Genomic DNA, 15,419 nt, shown 5'->3' with positions numbered 1-15,419 from the left:
GCATGGCATTGGCAATCCGTACCCACGAACAATCCATCAGCCCGGAACTGGAGTCGTTGCGCGAAGAAGCGCTGCGCGGCTTCGCAGCCAGCCCGAAGGCGATGTCGCCGAAGTTCTTCTACGATCATCGCGGCTCGCAGCTGTTCGAGCTGATCTGCCTGCAGCCGGAGTACTACCCGACGCGCACCGAGGAAACCATTCTGCGCCTGGCGGCGAGCGATATCGCCGAGCTGGCCGGGCGCAACGCCAGCCTGGTGGAGCTGGGCAGCGGTGCCAGTCGCAAGATCCGCCTGCTGCTCGAAGCCCTGCGCCCGGCGCGTTACCTGGGCATCGATATCTCCCGCGATTTTCTGCATGGCAGCACCCGCCGCCTGGCGGCCGACTATCGCTGGCTCGACGTGCACGCGCTGTGCGCCGACTTCAGCCAGCCCTTGAAGCTGCCCACCGAGGCGCTGGGGCAACGGCCGCTGGCGTTCTTTCCCGGCTCCAGCATCGGCAATTTCGACCCGGACGCGGCGCGCGCCTTTCTGCGCAACCTGCATCAGGCCCTGCCGGCCGGCAGCGGCTTGCTGATCGGCGTGGATCTGGTGAAAGACCACCAGGTGCTGGAGCGCGCCTACAACGATGCGGCCGGGGTCACTGCGCTGTTCAACCTCAACCTGCTCGAGCGCATCCGCAATGAGCTGCACAGCGATATCGACCCGCGTCGCTTCCAGCACCGGGCCTTCTACAACGAAGCCGAGTCACGCATCGAGATGCATCTGGTCAGCCGGCAGGCGCAGCGGGTGCGCATCGAGGATCGCGTGTTCGAGTTCGCCGCTGGCGAAACCCTGCACACGGAGAACTCCTACAAGTACACGCCGAGCGGCTTTCGTGATCTGGCGGGCGCATGCGGCTTCGCCTCGGTCGCCATGTGGCGCGACCCGGCGCAGTTGTTCAGCGTGCACTTTTTGCGGCGGGAATGAGGGGGCTTCGCCAGGGGCGAGATAAGCAAATTGCTGCGTGATCTTCTGCCCTCTCCCCCGGCCCCCACCCTGTGCCCCAGCCCTTCGCAGAGCTCAGGTCGCAACAGCGGGCGAAGCGGTGCTTCGCTGTTTCCGCTGTAGCCCCATGAATGGGAGAGGGGAGCGAAGCGCTTTCGACATTAGTAGGCGAGCGCGCTCGGGACAGGCCTCAGTAGCGTAGGGTGGGTTAGCGGCGCCGAATGCCGAGTCTTGCAGACGCAGATGAAGGGGGTGCGCCGCGTAACCCACCAGACGATGGACGGCGTTGCGCCGATGGTGGGTTACGCCGCAGCCGGCACTGCGAGTCGATCGGCAATGTCACAGGCGGCTAACCCACCCTACGAGAGCAGCGCTCGGCGCCGCTTGCCCAAACACATCAGCCAATAGGGCCTCAGCGTTTGGCGATGATGTACACCGCGTGCACGATGCCGGGGATGTAGCCGAGCAGGGTGAGCAGGATGTTCAGCCAGAACGCGCCGCCGAAACCGACCTGGAGAAACACGCCCAGCGGCGGCAGCAGGATGGCGATGAGGATACGGATAAGGTCCATGCGGTACTCCTTTACATTCCATAAGGGGTACCTGAACAGACTGCGGCTGACGCCTTGCAGTTCACTAGGGGCGACCAAGCCAGCGGTAATACTGAGAACCTGCCACTGGCGCCGCCAGGGATATGACTCTAGTCTGGCGCCAATATGAAGGCGCCCAGCATGTCTGAACAGTCACCACACGAACGCATCATCGTCGCCGACGATCATCCGGTTTTCCGCGATGGCCTGTGTCGTATCGCCCAGCGCGTCTTCCCCCAGGCATGCATTCTCGAAGCCGGAGACATGGATGAGGTGCTGAGCCTGGGGCACGCTGGCACGGCACCGAGCCTGTTCATGCTCGACCTGCTGTTCCCCGGCCAGTCGCCGCAGGCCATCAGCGCGCTGCGCCAGACGTTTGCGCGCAGCTCGATCGTGATCGTGTCGATGGTCGACAACCGCGAGTTGATCGATGAAGTGATGGCGGCAGGCGCGGACGGTTTCATCGGCAAGGCGACGCCGCCGGATGAGATCGCCGCTGCCTTGCTGGCCGTGCGCGCCGGGGAGTTCGTCCTGACCCTGGGCCCATCCGGCGTGCCGGCCTTCGCCGAGGACCGCCATCTGCTGGAGCAACTGACGCCACGTCAGCAGGAGGTCTTGCGGCTGGTGGTGCGCGGCCTGTCGAACAAGGAAATCGCCCGCGAGCTGGCGATCTCGCCCTTCACCGTACGCATCCATGTTTCCTCGCTGCTGCGCACGCTGGACGTCAGCACCCGCGCCGCAGCCGCCGCCAAGGGAGCCAAGGCCGGGCTGGTGTGAGCATCACGCAGCCTTGAGCTGGAGTTTCAACGCCACCAACAGCGAACGCAGCTCGGCGGGCTGCACCGGTTTCGACAGGATTGGAATATCGCTGTCGCCCACCTGCTCCTGCACACGACGCACGTCGTGCCCGGTCATGATGATCGCCGGCACCTTGCGCCCACTGCTGCGCCGCACGTGCTGGATGCAGTCGGCCCCCGACGCTTCGGTGCCGAGGTCGAAGTCCGTCACCACCAGATCGAAATGCGCAGAGGCATCGGGCAGCGTGCTGAAGGTGGCGACTTCGCAGCCCCATTTCTGCAGCAAGGTGGCGGTGGCCATAAGCACGTTCTGGTCATCCTCGATCAGGCACACGCGCAAGCCATCGAGCATGCGCGGCGCCTGCAGGCTGCTACCGTTGGCTGAGGACATCGCGCGCGGCGCCTCGACGCGCTGCAGGCCGTCGATCACCGCCCGCGTGCCGCGTGCCTCCACGGAGCGAATGCTCACGCGCATGTCCATCAACGCTCCCAGACGCCTGACGATGGCCAGGCCGAGGCCCATTCCCTCGACATCGCTGTCTCGCTCCTGACGCACGCGGTAGAACTCCTCGAAGATGTTGTCGAGATGGCCGGCGGCGATGCCGCGCCCTTTGTCGTAGACCTCGATGGCAACGCCTGCCCCCCGGCGACGACAGGCGATCAGCACTGGTTTTCCTGGCGCATATTTCAGGGCATTGGACAGCAGGTTCTGCAGCATGGTGGTGAGCAACACCGGGTCGGCGCGCACATGCAGCGACGGGCAGCGCAGGCGCATCTCGACTCCGGCCCAGCGCGCCGCCTCGGCATTCTGCTGGATGAGTTGCTGCAGCAGGCCACGCAGCTCCAGCGACTCCAGTTGCGGCACCACCTTGCCGCTGTCGAGCGAGTACATATCGAGAATCGTGCGAAACAGACGTGCAACGCTGTGCAGAGATTTGTCGATGTTCTCCACCAGGTGCCGCTGCTCGGTGCCCAGGCTGCTGTCGCGCAGGCAGGCGGTGAACAGGCTGATGGAATGAATGGGTTGTCTCAAGTCGTGGCTGGCCTGGGCGAGAAACTGCGACTTGGCCCGATTGGCAGCCTGCTCGGCCTCGGCCGCCTGGCGCGAGCGCTTGAGCAGCACGTGCATGTAGGCCGGCGCCATCAAGGTGGTGAGCAGCAGCGTGACGATCAGGTAGGGCTGCGATTGCCAGTACGCCGACAGGCTGGCGGCCATACTCAGCGACAGCAGCGCCAGCAGGGTGGCCAGCAGCAGGTAGCCGGAACCGTAGCGCAAGCCATAACCGATGGTGACCCAGATCAGGATCGCGTAGACCGGCAGCATGGCCGCGCCGCCGCATGCCAGGACCACCGTGATGCCGGCATAGTCGGTGAGCATGGTGATCAGACGGCGCCCGCGATAGCTGCCCGGACGACGTCGGATATCGAACCAGATCAGTGTGGCGGCGACGCTGAAGACACCCTCCAGAAGAAAGACCTTCCATACCAGCGCCGGATCGATCAGCGCGAGATGGTAGAGGATCACGATGTAGCAGGCGGCGACCGACATGAAGATCATCCGCACCCCGGCCTGGGCGCGTTCGGTGTCGTAAACGGTGGAGGCGTTCCGGTACATGACATTTCCCTGCTGATGACAGCGCATGTGGTCGTATCGGCACCTTAGGCCGGAGCCTGCAGCCAGCGCAAGGAGCTGCCTGGTAGGCACAACGACACTAGTACACCCGTACTATTTCGCGCGTCCCCACCCGTTCCTAGAATCCGGGCAACGCCTCGGCACAGGGTCGGGGCCCGGTCATAGAAGGGAATGTCTGATGAACACCAAAGGAACCCTGGGTGTCCTGATGAGCGTCGCCGTGCTGGCTTCGCTGAGCGGCTGCCTGGCGCAGAACACGCAAACCCAGGGGCTGCAGAACACCCAGTTGGCCAACGATCCATGCGCGCCGAGCGCGACCAGCAACCTGATCGCTACCGGGCGCAGCCTGCTGGAGATGGCCAACACCGTGCTGGAGACTCAGCAGAGCTTCAATGGCAACTCGGCGACCTATGCAAAGCGCATGGAAGTTGCGGAGAACGCGCAGAAGGTCAACCAGGGCCATAACGTGCTGAATGACGTGGAGAACCTCGCGGGCATAGGCCAGCAGCCCTGCGTGCCCGCTGCATCTAACAGCGCAGCACGCTAGCCGGCACTCAAAGTCGCACGTCGAATTTGTCCAATAGCAGCTCGGTCGGTATGTCGGCGCTGACCAGCTGGTTGCGTCCGCGCTGCTTGCCGCTGTACAGGCGACGATCAGCGGCACGGTAGAGCTCGGCGGCGCTGCGGCCGTCCACGGGCCAGGTGGCCAGGCCGAAGGTGGCGGACAGCGCGATCTGCTCACCGTCGTACTCAAGCGGCTGTTCGGCGATCTGCTTGCGTAGTTTGTCCACCAGCGGGTCGGCGCCAGTGCTGTCGGTATGACGTAGCAGCAGGCCGAACTCCTCCCCGCCCAGGCGACCGAGAAAGTCGGTCACGCGCAGGCGCTGCTGGAGGATCTGGCAGATGTGCTGCAGCGCCATATCGCCCGCCTCGTGCCCCCACTGATCGTTGACCTGCTTGAAGTGATCGACGTCGAGCAGCACCAGTACCAGATGGCCGTTGCTGCGTTCGGCCTCCTGAATGCTGCGTTGCAGGGCGTGCTGGAAGCTGCCACGGCTGGCCACGCCGGTCAGTGAATCGGTCTGCGCCAGGCGCTGCAACTCCTCGTAAGCCTGCATGCGCAAGCCATCGTAGATGTGCACGAACACCAGGATCAGCACGCCGCACAAGGCGGCGTTGCCCAGATCGATCAGGCCGTGTGTATCCAGGGTCAGGTGGTTGTCGGCGAAGTACAGCAAAAGCCCGGCGAACATGAAGGGGGCGGTGAGCAGGAAAGCGCGCTGCTTGCCCAGCAGCAGGTAGGCCAGCAGCGGGATCATGTACAGCCAGACGAACGCCGCCGCTGAGGCGTCCGGCATGACGATGATGTAGAGGATGAAACAGAAGGTCGGGATCAGGTACAGGTAGATCCACAGGTACAGATGACGGGCACGCTCGATGCGCCAGGCGCCGAACAGCAACAGCGCAGTGCACAGCACTTCGACGATGGCGAAGGGGTAGTTGCCGGCCAGGGCCTGCAGCACGGCAAAGCCGCCCAGGGTCAGGCCGGTGGCGAGCAGGATGGTGCGCATCAGCTTGCGCTTGCCCGACTCGCGCAGCCCTTCGCAGTGCCCTGCGCCTACATCCCTGTGATCGTTATAGTTGCCGTCACTCATCTTGGTGCCCAGCGCTGCCGCCCTCAGCGGTGCGCAGCCCCCCGCTGCGCACCATCAGGCAACTATAGACGGCCTGGCCTGTTTTACACCGCATAACCCAGCACGCGCGGCAGCCACAGGGCGATTTCCGGGAAGATCGCCACCAGCAGCAGGGCGCTGGACATCACCACGACGAATAGCGCGGCCCAGCCGACGGTCTGTTCCAGGCGTATCTTGGCGACCTCCGCCGTGACCATCAGGTTGATCGCCACCGGTGGGGTGAACTGGCCGATGGCGATGTTCATCGCCAGCAGGATGCCGAACCACACCGGGTTCCAGCCGAAGTGCTGCATCACCGGAATCAGGATCGGCATCAGGATCAGGTAGATGGAGATGGCATCGAGCAGCATGCCGGCCAGCAGCACGGCAAGCATCACCAGCGCCAGCAGCACCCAGCCGTTATCCGACAGCGAGATCAGCCATTCGGCCAGATGACGGAAGGTGCCGAGCATGGTGCCGGCCCAGGCGAAGATGCCGGCCAGGGCGATGATCAGCATGACCACACCGGAGATCACCCCGGCTTCGCCACACAGGCGCCAGAGGCTGCGCCAGTCCAGTTCGCGGGTGACGAACAGGCCGATCAGCACACCGTAGGTCACGCCGACCACGGCAGCTTCAGTGGGGGTGAACAGCCCGCTGCGCAGGCCGCCGAGAATCAGCACCGGGGCGAACAGCGCTGGCAGCGCCTGCTTGAAGCTCTCGCCCAGCGGCGGACGCTCGCCCTGCTCCGGGGACTCCCAGCCGTAACGGCGCGACAGCAGCCAGGCTGGCAGCAACAGCACCAGGCCGGCCAGGATGCCGGGGAACAGGCCGGCGGCGAACAGCGCACGCAGGTCCACGCCTGGCACCACGATGGAGTAAAGGATCAGCGCGATCGACGGCGGAATCAGAATCGCCGTCGAGGCCGAGGCGGCGATCAGCGTAGCCGAGAAGGGTTTGGGATACCCCGCCTTGGTCATGCTCGGCAGCATCACCATGGCCACGGCGGCGGCATCGGCCGGGCCAGAGCCACTCATGCCGCCCATGATCAAGCACACCAGCACCGCGACCATGGCCAGGCCGCCATGACGCGGGCCGATCACCGCCTGGGCGAAGCGCACCAGGCGCAGCGCGACACCGGCTTTCTCGAACACCAGGCCGGTGAGGATGAACAGCGGAATGGCGATCAGCGGGTACTTGGCCACGCCGTTGTAGGTGTTGGTGCCGAGGGTGGCGAGCATGTCCGGCGACAGGCCGGCGATGATACCGATGGCGCCGGATAGGCCGAGGGCGAAGGCCACCGGCACACCGAGTGCCAGCAGCACGGCGAAACTGAGGATCAGCCAGAGATCAGGGCTCATCACTGATCCTCCCGCGCAGGCGATCGAAGGTCATCTGGGTCAGGCGCACAAACAGCAGCAGCGCCAGGATCGGCAGCCAGATCACGTACCACCAGTTGGGCAGGCCAAGGCCGGGCGACTCGGAATCCCACTGGAATTCCTCCCAGGCGAACTGGCCACCGAACCAGCACACCAGCCCCAGCACCAACACGCCGGCCAGCCACTGCAACAGGATCAGCGGCGTGCGCAGACGCGGGAACATGCGCTCCAGCAGGCCGATACGAATGTGCCGGTTGCTGCGCATGGCCACCGAGGCGCCGGCGAAGGTGAGGATGACCAACAGGAACACCGAGATTTCCTCGGTGAAGGCAAAGGATGCATCGGTGAAATAACGCACCACGACGTTGGCCAGGCTGATCAGACTGATGATCACCAGGGCCAGGGTGGCGAGCACGCGCTCCAGCGGCGCGTCGATTGGCTTGCTCATAAGAACCTCGAACGACCGACTTGGCGTTGTTCTACAGAAGTACCGCTGGCCCTCTCCCCCAGCTCCCACTCTGTGCCCCAGCCCTTCGCAGAGCTCAGGTCGCGACAGCGGGCGAAGCAGTGCTTCGCTGTTCCCGCTGTCGCCCCATAAATGGGAGAGGGGAGCGGATCGGTGTCGCGCGACAGACTTGCAGCATCACGCTCCGAAGCCCTTGGGCTTCCGGTCAGATAAAACGAATCAGGGCTGGGCCACGGCCTTGCGCGCGGCGTCCATCAGCGCATCGCCGATACGCGGTGCCCATTTCTCATGCACGCTGGACGTGGCTTCGACGAAGGCCGCGCGCTCGGCGTCGCTCAGTTCGATCACTTCCACGCCGCGCTCACGCACGTCGACCAGGCGCTGCGCCTGGGCGCCGCGCGACAGTTCGATCTCCCACTTACCGGCGTCGATGGCGGCCTGGCTGAGCAGCTCGCGATCTTCTTCGGGCAGGGATTTCCACACGCGCTGGTTGACGGCGAACACCAACGGGTCGGCCATGTAGTCCCACAGGGTCAGGTACTTCTGGCCCACCTGGTCGACACGCGCCACGTCGAATACCGACAGCGGGTTTTCCTGGCCATCCACCGCGCCGGTGGTCAGTGCCGGCTTGGCGTCGGCCCAGCTCATTTGCGTGGGGTTGGCGCCGAGGGCGGTGAAGGTGTCCTGGAACAGCGGCGAGCCGACCACGCGAATCTTCAGGCCAGCCATGTCAGCCGGGCTGCGCACCGGCTTGGACGAGTTGGACAACTGGCGAAAGCCGTTCTCACCCCAGGCCAGCGGCACGATGCCGCGTTGCTCGATGGCAGCGAAAGCCAGCTTGCCGGCTTCGCCCTGGGTGATGGCGTCGAGGTCGGCATCGTTCTTCATCAAAAACGGCAGGGAGAACAGGTTGAGTTCCGGCACCTGCGGCGACCAGTTGATGGTCGAGCCCACAGCCATGTCGATCAGGCCGGAGCGCATCGCGGAGAATTCCTTGGTCTGGTCACCGGCAACCAGCTGCGCATTGGGATACACGCGCAGGGTGATGCGCCCCTCGGAGCGCTCGTTGACCAGATCGGCCCACTTCTGCGCGGCCTGTCCCCAGGGGAAGGCGTCGGAAAGTACAGTGGAAACGGAGTATTCACGCGCCTGCGCGGTGGCGCACAGGGCCGTCAGCGCAGCGCCGGCGGCGAGCGCGGAGAAGAGTCGCTTGAGTTTCATCGGGGCGTCCTTGTATGGATCTTGGTCATTGTCGTTGTGGCACCGGCAAAGCGGTGCGGATCCAGCGGCGGGCGGATGGCTCGCCTGGCGCGCCTGGTCGGCACGCGAAAGGGACACGGCAGGTGTCACGGCTGCCGGGCAGGCCTTGTGGGCGATCGGCAGGTGCCGGCGGGTTACGCGCGGCCGCCCAACTATTCCAGAAGCGCGCAGCGAATGCCATTGTCCGATGACTGTTGACGTTGCCCGGCCTGATCGGCGCTGCCCATAATCACCGGCATCTCACTTCCGGACACTCGCCCATGGCCATTTCCCGCGACGACCTCGACCAGCACGGCCTGATCATCGGCGTGTCGCCCGAGCGCTTTCGCGCGGTGGCCATGCCGCTGCTGTTCGATCACCTCGATGCGCAGTGCGAAGGCACCATCGCGGTCAATCGCCAGGCACGCATCGTCTGGATCAACGACAAGTACGCGCAGAAGGTCGGCATCGCCGATGCGCGCACGGCGCTGGGCAAGGAGATCGAGGAAGTGCTGCCGGCCAGCCGCCTGCGCGAAGTGGTGGAAAGCGGCCAGCCGAGCATGCTCGACCTGATGGCCTTCGGCAGCGAGCACTTCGTGGTTACCCGCATTCCGCTGCGCGACGAGGACGGCACCCTGGTCGGCGCGCTCGGCTTCGTCTTGTTCGACCGAGCCCGTCATCTCAAGCCGCTGATGGCCAAGTACGCCAACCTGCAGACACAACTGCTCGCCACCCAGCATGAGCTGGCCAAGGCACGACGGGCGCGCTACACCATCGCGGGTTTCATCGGCGCCAGCAGCGCGGCCAGCGAGGTAAAGCGCCAGGCACGCCGCGCCGCGCAACTGGACGCGACGGTGCTGATCCGCGGCGAAACCGGTACCGGCAAGGAGCTGTTGGCGCAGGGCATCCATAACCTGTCGCCGCGCGCCAACGGCCCATTCGTCGCCGTCAACGTCGCGGCGATTCCGGAAACCCTGGTCGAGGCCGAACTGTTCGGCACGGCACCCGGCGCCTTTACCGGCGCCGACCGCAAGGCACGCATCGGCAAGTTCGAAGTGGCCAACGGCGGCACGCTGTTTCTCGACGAGATCGGCGATCTTCCGCTGCCGCTGCAGGCCAAGCTGTTGCGCGTGTTGCAGGAACAGGAGGTGGAGCCGCTCGGCTCCAATCAGGTCAAGCCGCTGAACGTGCGGGTAATCGCCGCCACCCATATCGACCTGGAGGCCAAGGTGGCCGCCGGGCAGTTTCGCGACGACCTCTACTATCGCCTCAACGTGCTGGCCCTGCGCGTGCCGCCGTTGCGCGAACGCGCGAGCGACATTCCCGCGCTGATCGAGCATCTGCTCGATGACCTGGCCAACCGCTCCGGCCTGGCGCCCATGGAACTGACGGAAGATGCCCTCGCCCTGCTCTGCGCGCAGCCCTGGCGCGGCAACGTGCGTGAGTTGCGCAACCTGCTGGAGCGGGCGCAACTGGCGGTCGATGGGCGACTGGATGGCGAAGCCTTGCGTGGCTTGCTGGTCGACCCGGTGACGCCGAGTGCACCGACGCCCGTTGCGCCGGTAATCACTGGTGCAGCGCAGTCGTTGGCCGAACAACTGGCGCAAGCCGAGCGCCAGGCGCTATTGGCGGCCTTGGCAGCAACGGATGGCAATCGCCAATTGGCAGCCGAGCGCCTGGGGATTTCCCGTGCCGGTTTCTACGCCAAGCTGGCACAGCACGGGCTGGGGCGGCGGGGCTGAGCGCCTCACCCTGTAGGAGCCGGCTTGCCGGCGATGCGCCACCCGCAACGCTTCCCCATAACAATCGCGGCTAAAGCCCCTCCCACAAAAAGCGTGGCGGGCCGCAATTGCGTAGCCCGGATGAAATCCGGGATCAGGCGCCCACAAAAGCCCGGATTGCATCCGGGCTACCCGCGCCATCGCTTGCGTAGGAGCTGGCTTGCCGGCGATCCCTCAATGTCCGCCTGCCGATCTGATCGCGAGCAAGCTCGCTCCTACAGGACGACGCGAATCACGCACCCAGACGTCTAGAAATCTGGACAAATTATCGACCAAATAATCCATTAATCTGGACAAATTCCATATTTATGGACAAGCGATTCACCACCCCCAGCCTCACGTACGTACCCAAACCAGCCCGAAAACCCCGTCGGGAGCGGCTTCCCGCCCTATCGACCAAAGTCGTAACGCCGCCTGGCACGACTCTGGCTCTATAACCGGCAAAGGCACGCTGCCGCATCCGCGCCTTCCGATAAAACGGCCTCGAGCCGCTAGAACAACAACAAAAGGAACCACCCATGGGTACCCTCGGTATTCTGATTTCCCTCGCATTGTTGATGTACCTCGCTTATCGCGGCATCAACGTCCTGATCCTCGCCCCGCTGCTGGCCCTGCTGGCGTTGCTGTTCGCCGGCGATATCGCCCTGCTGCTGCCCACCTACACCCAGGTGTTCATGAAGGCCATGGGCGGCTATGTGATCCAGTTCTTCCCGCTGTTTTTGCTCGGCGCCTTGTTCGGCAAGTTGATGGACGACTCGGGATCAGCGCGCGCCATCGCCCACGGCATCGTCGCCAAGGTCGGCAGCGAGCGGGCGATTCTGGCCATCGTGCTGGCGTGCGGCATCCTCACCTACGGCGGCGTTTCGCTGTTCGTGGTGGCTTTCGCCGTGTACCCGATCGGCGCCGCGCTGTTCCGCGAAGCGGGCATTCCCAAGCGCCTGATCCCCGGCGCCATCGCCCTCGGCTCGTTCACCTTCACCATGACCGCGCTGCCCGGCACCCCGGCGATCCAGAACGCCATTCCCAACCCCTTCTTCGGCACCGACGCATTTGCTGCACCGGGCCTGGGGGTAATCGCTGGCCTGATCATGTTCGGCCTCGGCACCTGGTGGCTCACTGCGCAGTCGCGCAAGTTGATGGCGGCGGGCGAAGGTTACGGCGAGCACCGCGACGACCCGGTCGTCGAAGAGCGCCGCGACATTCCCGGTTTCTGGCTGGCGCTGCTGCCGATCTTCGTGGTCATCGGCCTCAACTTCCTGATGGCCAAGCAGATTCTGCCGAGCGTCGACACCAGCTACCTGGCAAAGCCGGAATACGGCGGCCTGCAGGATGCCAAGTCGCTGATCGGTATCTGGTCGATCATCGTCGCCCTCAGCGCGGCCATCGTGCTGCTGATCGCGATGCACTGGAAGCGCTGGATGGACCTGAAGAAGAGCGTCAACGACGGCGCCTTCGGCTCCATGCTGCCGATCCTCAACACCGCCGCCGAGGTGGGTTACGGCACCGTGATCGCATCGTTGGCCGGCTTCGTGATCATCCGTGACCTGGTACTGGGCGTCTCCAGCAACCCGCTGATCTCCGAAGCGGTGGCGGTGAACATCCTCGCCGGTATCACCGGTTCGGCCTCCGGCGGTATGTCCATCGCGCTGAAGACCCTCGGCGCGCAGTACCTGGAAATGGCCAACGCCGCCGGCATCAGCCCCGAGCTGCTGCACCGCGTCGCCGCCATGGCCTCGGGCTGCATGGACACCCTGCCGCACAACGGCGCGGTGATCTCGCTGCTGGCGATCTGCAAGCTCACCCACCGCGAGTCGTACAAATTCATCTTCGTCAACACCGTGGCCTTCCCGATGGTGGCGCTGGCCGTGGTTATCACGCTGGGCACGCTGTTCGGCAGTTTCTGACAGGACACTGCAAAGCTGCTGCGCTCGGTCATACGGCGTTGCACTCAGGCTCGGATTGCTCATGTACTTCAGTACACTGCGCATCCTCGCCTGAGCGCGCCTTGTCTGACCTTCGCTCGCTACGCTTTGAAGCGCCCTGTACTCAGTTTCGTTCAATCGCTTTCGAGTCCCCACCATGAGCAAGATCATGACCGCCGCCGAAGCCGTGGCGCGCATCCCGGACAACGCCAACCTGGCCACCGGCGGCTTCGTTGGCATCGGCTTCGCCGAGCAGATCGCCATCGCCCTGGAGCAACGTTTCGTGGCTGAACAGGCGCCGCGTGACCTCACCCTGGTGTATGCCGCTGGCCAAGGCGACGGCAAGGGTCGCGGCCTCAACCACCTGGCCCATGAAGGCCTGGTGCGCCGGGTGATCGGCGGTCACTGGGGCCTAGTGCCGGGGTTGCAGAAGCTGGCGGTGGACAACCGCATCGAGGCCTACAACCTGCCGCAGGGGGTGATTTCCCAACTGTTTCGCGACATCGCCGCCGGCAAGCCGGGACAGCTGTCACGCGTTGGCCTGGGCACCTACGTCGATCCGCGCCATGGTGGCGGCAAGCTCAATGCGCGCACCACTGCCGATCTGGTGCGGCTGATGCCCATCGACGGCGAGGACTACCTGTTCTACCCAACCTTCCCGATCAACGTCGGCATCGTTCGCGCCACCAGTGCCGACCCTGACGGCAACCTCAGTTTCGAGCGCGAGGCGCTGACCATCGAGAGCCTGGCCATCGCCATGGCTGCGCGCAACAGCGGTGGCCTGGTGATCGCCCAGGTCGAGCGGGTGGTCGAGCGCGGCTCGCTCAACCCACGGCAGGTGAAGATTCCCGGCATCCTGGTGGACTGTGTGGTAGTGGCCGAGCCGGCCAATCACCAGCAGACCTTCGCTACCGCCTACAACCCCGCCTTCGCCGCCGAGACCCGCGTACCGGTGGACAGCCTGACCCCGATGCCGCTGGACTTGCGCAAGCTGATCGCCCGCCGCGCTGCGCTGGAGCTGAAAAGCGGTGCGGTGGTCAACCTCGGCATCGGCATGCCCGAGGGTGTCGCTGCAGTGGCTGCCGAAGAAGGTGTGATCGAGCGCCTGACCCTGACCGCCGAGCCCGGCGTGATCGGCGGCGTACCAGCCTCCGGCCTGGATTTCGGCGCAGCGAGCAACCACAGCGCCTTGCTCGACCAGCCCTATCAGTTCGATTTCTACGATGGCGGCGGCCTGGACATCGCCTTCCTCGGCCTGGCCCAGGCCGACGCGGCGGGCAACCTCAACGTGTCCAAGTTCGGCTCACGCCTGGCCGGTGCCGGCGGTTTCATCAACATCAGCCAGAACGCCAAGCAGGTCGTGTTCGTCGGTACGTTCAGTGCTGGCACACAGGACATCCGCATCGAAAATGGCCAGTTGCGTATCGTCCAGGACGGCGAGCTGCGCAAGTTCGTCGCCGAGGTTGAACACCGTACCTTCGCCGGCCGCCTGGCCGCCGAGCGCGGTCAACCGGTGCTCTACGTCACCGAACGTTGTGTGCTGCGCCTGAGCCTTGAAGGGCTGGAACTGATCGAAGTGGCGCCGGGCGTGGATATCCAGCGCGACATCCTCGCACGCATGGATTTCGCCCCCATCGTGCGTGAACCGAAACTGATGGATGCACGGCTATTCAAGCCCGAGCCCATTGGCCTGGGGCAGTGCCTACAAAATCTTTGAGCGTGAACTTACGGGCCTAACAGGCCCGATTTTTTGCCGGAATGCTTAAGGTGCTCACGCCTCATCGATCCACCCTGGGCAATCGAGGCGAACGCCCCGAGATAGCACCCCGGATTTCATCCGGGCTACGCCGGTTAGAGCGTAGGGTGGACCACGCTTCACCGGTCCACCATGGGTAACCGACGCGAATACCGCAGGTAGAAATGAACAGCGCTTTCCACCCTAGGTCCTTTCACCCCGCTTATGCCGCGCGGCATACAGGCAGATCATCTCCATCGCCAGGGTGGCGCCGGCCAGTGCGGTGACTTCGGCGTTGTCGTAGGGCGGCGCTACTTCCACCACGTCCATGCCGACCAGGTTGATACCGCGCAGACCGCGCAGGATCTCCAGCGCCTGATGGCTGGAAAGTCCACCGCACACCGGTGTGCCGGTGCCGGGGGCGAAGGCCGGGTCGAGGCAGTCGATGTCGAAGGTCAGGTACACCGGATGCTCGCCCACCCGCGCGCGGATGCGCTCGGCGATCTGCTCCGGCGTGCTGCGGTGCACCTCGCGGGCATCGAGCACCTGGAAGCCCATCACGTCGTCGTTGGTAGTACGCAAGCCGACCTGCACCGAGCGCGCCGGGTTGACCAGGCCTTCACGCGCGGCGTGATAGAACATGGTGCCGTGGTCGATACGCTTGCCCTCCTCGTCCGGCCAGGTGTCGCTGTGCGCGTCGAAGTGGATCAGCGCCAGCGTGCCGTGCTTCCTGGCATGCGCCTTGAGCAGCGGATAGCTGATGAAGTGGTCGCCGCCCAGGGTCAGCAGCGCGCTGCCGGCCTCGAGAATGCGCGTGGCGTGCGCCTCGATCAGCGCCGGAGTGTCCTGCGGCGTGCCGTGGTCGAAATAGCAGTCGCCATAGTCGACGCAGGCGAGCAGGTCGAAGGGGTCGAACTCCCAGGGAAAATGCCGCGCCCAGGCCGACTGGATCGAGGCGGCACGGATCGCCCGCGGGCCGAAGCGGCTGCCGGGCCGGTTGGTGGTGGCGGTGTCGAACGGCACGCCGCTGATGGCCAGGTCCACGCCGGTGAGGTCACGACTGTAACGCCGACGCATGAAGCTGGTGATGCCAGCGTAGGTGGGTTCGGCGGCGGTGCCGTAGAGGTTGGCGCGGGTGATGGCCTGGTCATTGTCGAAGGCTTGGTCCATGGTCGAATACTCGTTTCGATGATGTTCGCGAGCAAAGCTCGCTCCTACAGAC

13 protein-coding genes are annotated in these 15,419 nt (G+C 64.9%); 6 read left to right on the top strand and 7 right to left on the bottom strand.

The features are described 5' to 3' along the window. The first annotated feature begins 2 nt into the window (after nt 1-2). Nucleotides 3-965 (top strand): L-histidine N(alpha)-methyltransferase, encoded by a 963-nt coding sequence (gene egtD / locus INS93_RS13625; protein ID WP_192982808.1) that lies wholly within the window; start codon nt 3-5, stop codon nt 963-965. Between the two features lie 430 nt (nt 966-1,395). Here the strand turns inward: egtD and INS93_RS13620 are convergent, their stop codons facing one another. Further along, nucleotides 1,396-1,554, bottom strand: a complete 159-nt coding sequence (locus tag INS93_RS13620; protein ID WP_003084988.1) for a YqaE/Pmp3 family membrane protein — start codon at nt 1,552-1,554, stop codon at nt 1,396-1,398. A 159-nt stretch (nt 1,555-1,713) separates the two neighbouring features. Between INS93_RS13620 and INS93_RS13615 the strand changes: the two genes are divergently transcribed. Further along, on the top strand, nt 1,714-2,349 hold the full coding sequence (locus INS93_RS13615; RefSeq protein ID WP_192982805.1) for a response regulator transcription factor: 636 nt from the start codon (nt 1,714-1,716) through the stop codon (nt 2,347-2,349). A gap of 3 nt (nt 2,350-2,352) precedes the next feature. On the opposite strand, the gene INS93_RS13610 is transcribed toward INS93_RS13615, so the two are convergent. Then, on the bottom strand, nt 2,353-3,984 hold the full coding sequence (locus INS93_RS13610) for a hybrid sensor histidine kinase/response regulator (RefSeq protein ID WP_192982802.1): 1,632 nt from the start codon (nt 3,982-3,984) through the stop codon (nt 2,353-2,355). Between the two features lie 196 nt (nt 3,985-4,180). Here INS93_RS13610 and INS93_RS13605 point away from each other — a divergent pair, with 196 nt between their 5' ends. Further along, on the top strand, nt 4,181-4,549 hold the full coding sequence (locus INS93_RS13605; RefSeq protein WP_192982799.1) for a hypothetical protein: 369 nt from the start codon (nt 4,181-4,183) through the stop codon (nt 4,547-4,549). A 7-nt stretch (nt 4,550-4,556) separates the two neighbouring features. On the opposite strand, the gene INS93_RS13600 is transcribed toward INS93_RS13605, so the two are convergent. The 4 genes from INS93_RS13600 to INS93_RS13585 form a co-directional block, all read right to left on the bottom strand. Continuing rightward, complete coding sequence (locus tag INS93_RS13600; RefSeq protein ID WP_192982796.1) at nt 4,557-5,657, bottom strand: GGDEF domain-containing protein; 1,101 nt, start codon at nt 5,655-5,657, stop codon at nt 4,557-4,559. A gap of 83 nt (nt 5,658-5,740) precedes the next feature. Next, nucleotides 5,741-7,036: a TRAP transporter large permease gene (locus INS93_RS13595; RefSeq protein ID WP_192982793.1), complete on the bottom strand. Its 1,296-nt coding sequence runs from the start codon at nt 7,034-7,036 to the stop codon at nt 5,741-5,743. Then, nucleotides 7,026-7,502 (bottom strand): TRAP transporter small permease, encoded by a 477-nt coding sequence (locus INS93_RS13590; protein ID WP_192982790.1) that lies wholly within the window; start codon nt 7,500-7,502, stop codon nt 7,026-7,028. Before INS93_RS13590 ends, INS93_RS13595 begins: the two co-directional genes overlap by 11 nt. Before the next feature lie 237 nt (nt 7,503-7,739). Then, complete coding sequence (locus INS93_RS13585; protein ID WP_192982787.1) at nt 7,740-8,741, bottom strand: DctP family TRAP transporter solute-binding subunit; 1,002 nt, start codon at nt 8,739-8,741, stop codon at nt 7,740-7,742. Between the two features lie 299 nt (nt 8,742-9,040). Here INS93_RS13585 and INS93_RS13580 point away from each other — a divergent pair, with 299 nt between their 5' ends. From INS93_RS13580 to INS93_RS13570, 3 genes are all read left to right on the top strand, one after another. Next, nucleotides 9,041-10,501 carry a sigma-54 interaction domain-containing protein gene (locus INS93_RS13580; RefSeq protein ID WP_160019961.1) on the top strand — a complete coding sequence of 487 codons (1,461 nt, stop codon included), beginning with the start codon at nt 9,041-9,043 and terminating at the stop codon, nt 10,499-10,501. 557 nt (nt 10,502-11,058) lie between these two features. Next, entirely contained in the window at nt 11,059-12,444 is a 1,386-nt protein-coding gene (locus INS93_RS13575) for a GntP family permease (RefSeq protein WP_160019962.1), read from the top strand. Nucleotides 12,445-12,619: 175 nt separating this feature from the next. Continuing rightward, nucleotides 12,620-14,179 carry an acyl CoA:acetate/3-ketoacid CoA transferase gene (locus tag INS93_RS13570; protein WP_192982784.1) on the top strand — a complete coding sequence of 520 codons (1,560 nt, stop codon included), beginning with the start codon at nt 12,620-12,622 and terminating at the stop codon, nt 14,177-14,179. Nucleotides 14,180-14,401: 222 nt separating this feature from the next. Here INS93_RS13570 and speB read toward each other — a convergent pair whose 3' ends face one another. Beyond that, entirely contained in the window at nt 14,402-15,367 is a 966-nt protein-coding gene (speB, locus tag INS93_RS13565) for an agmatinase (RefSeq protein ID WP_192982781.1), read from the bottom strand. Between the last annotated feature and the right edge of the window lie 52 nt (nt 15,368-15,419).

The organism is Pseudomonas sp. EggHat1, from assembly GCF_014892995.1.
GTDB classification, from domain to species: Bacteria; Pseudomonadota; Gammaproteobacteria; order Pseudomonadales; family Pseudomonadaceae; genus Aquipseudomonas; species Aquipseudomonas chaetocerotis.
The sequence above is the reverse complement of the archived record's forward strand: the minus strand, read 5'-3'. Positions and strand labels throughout refer to the sequence as shown.

Coding starts and splice junctions, on each gene's coding strand:
- egtD (WP_192982808.1), top strand. CDS start 3: ATGGCATTGGCAATCCGTACCCACGAACAATCCATCAGCCCGGAACTG.
- INS93_RS13620 (WP_003084988.1), bottom strand. CDS start 1,554: ATGGACCTTATCCGTATCCTCATCGCCATCCTGCTGCCGCCGCTGGGC.
- INS93_RS13615 (WP_192982805.1), top strand. CDS start 1,714: ATGTCTGAACAGTCACCACACGAACGCATCATCGTCGCCGACGATCAT.
- INS93_RS13610 (WP_192982802.1), bottom strand. CDS start 3,984: ATGTACCGGAACGCCTCCACCGTTTACGACACCGAACGCGCCCAGGCC.
- INS93_RS13605 (WP_192982799.1), top strand. CDS start 4,181: ATGAACACCAAAGGAACCCTGGGTGTCCTGATGAGCGTCGCCGTGCTG.
- INS93_RS13600 (WP_192982796.1), bottom strand. CDS start 5,657: ATGAGTGACGGCAACTATAACGATCACAGGGATGTAGGCGCAGGGCAC.
- INS93_RS13595 (WP_192982793.1), bottom strand. CDS start 7,036: ATGAGCCCTGATCTCTGGCTGATCCTCAGTTTCGCCGTGCTGCTGGCA.
- INS93_RS13590 (WP_192982790.1), bottom strand. CDS start 7,502: ATGAGCAAGCCAATCGACGCGCCGCTGGAGCGCGTGCTCGCCACCCTG.
- INS93_RS13585 (WP_192982787.1), bottom strand. CDS start 8,741: ATGAAACTCAAGCGACTCTTCTCCGCGCTCGCCGCCGGCGCTGCGCTG.
- INS93_RS13580 (WP_160019961.1), top strand. CDS start 9,041: ATGGCCATTTCCCGCGACGACCTCGACCAGCACGGCCTGATCATCGGC.
- INS93_RS13575 (WP_160019962.1), top strand. CDS start 11,059: ATGGGTACCCTCGGTATTCTGATTTCCCTCGCATTGTTGATGTACCTC.
- INS93_RS13570 (WP_192982784.1), top strand. CDS start 12,620: ATGAGCAAGATCATGACCGCCGCCGAAGCCGTGGCGCGCATCCCGGAC.
- speB (WP_192982781.1), bottom strand. CDS start 15,367: ATGGACCAAGCCTTCGACAATGACCAGGCCATCACCCGCGCCAACCTC.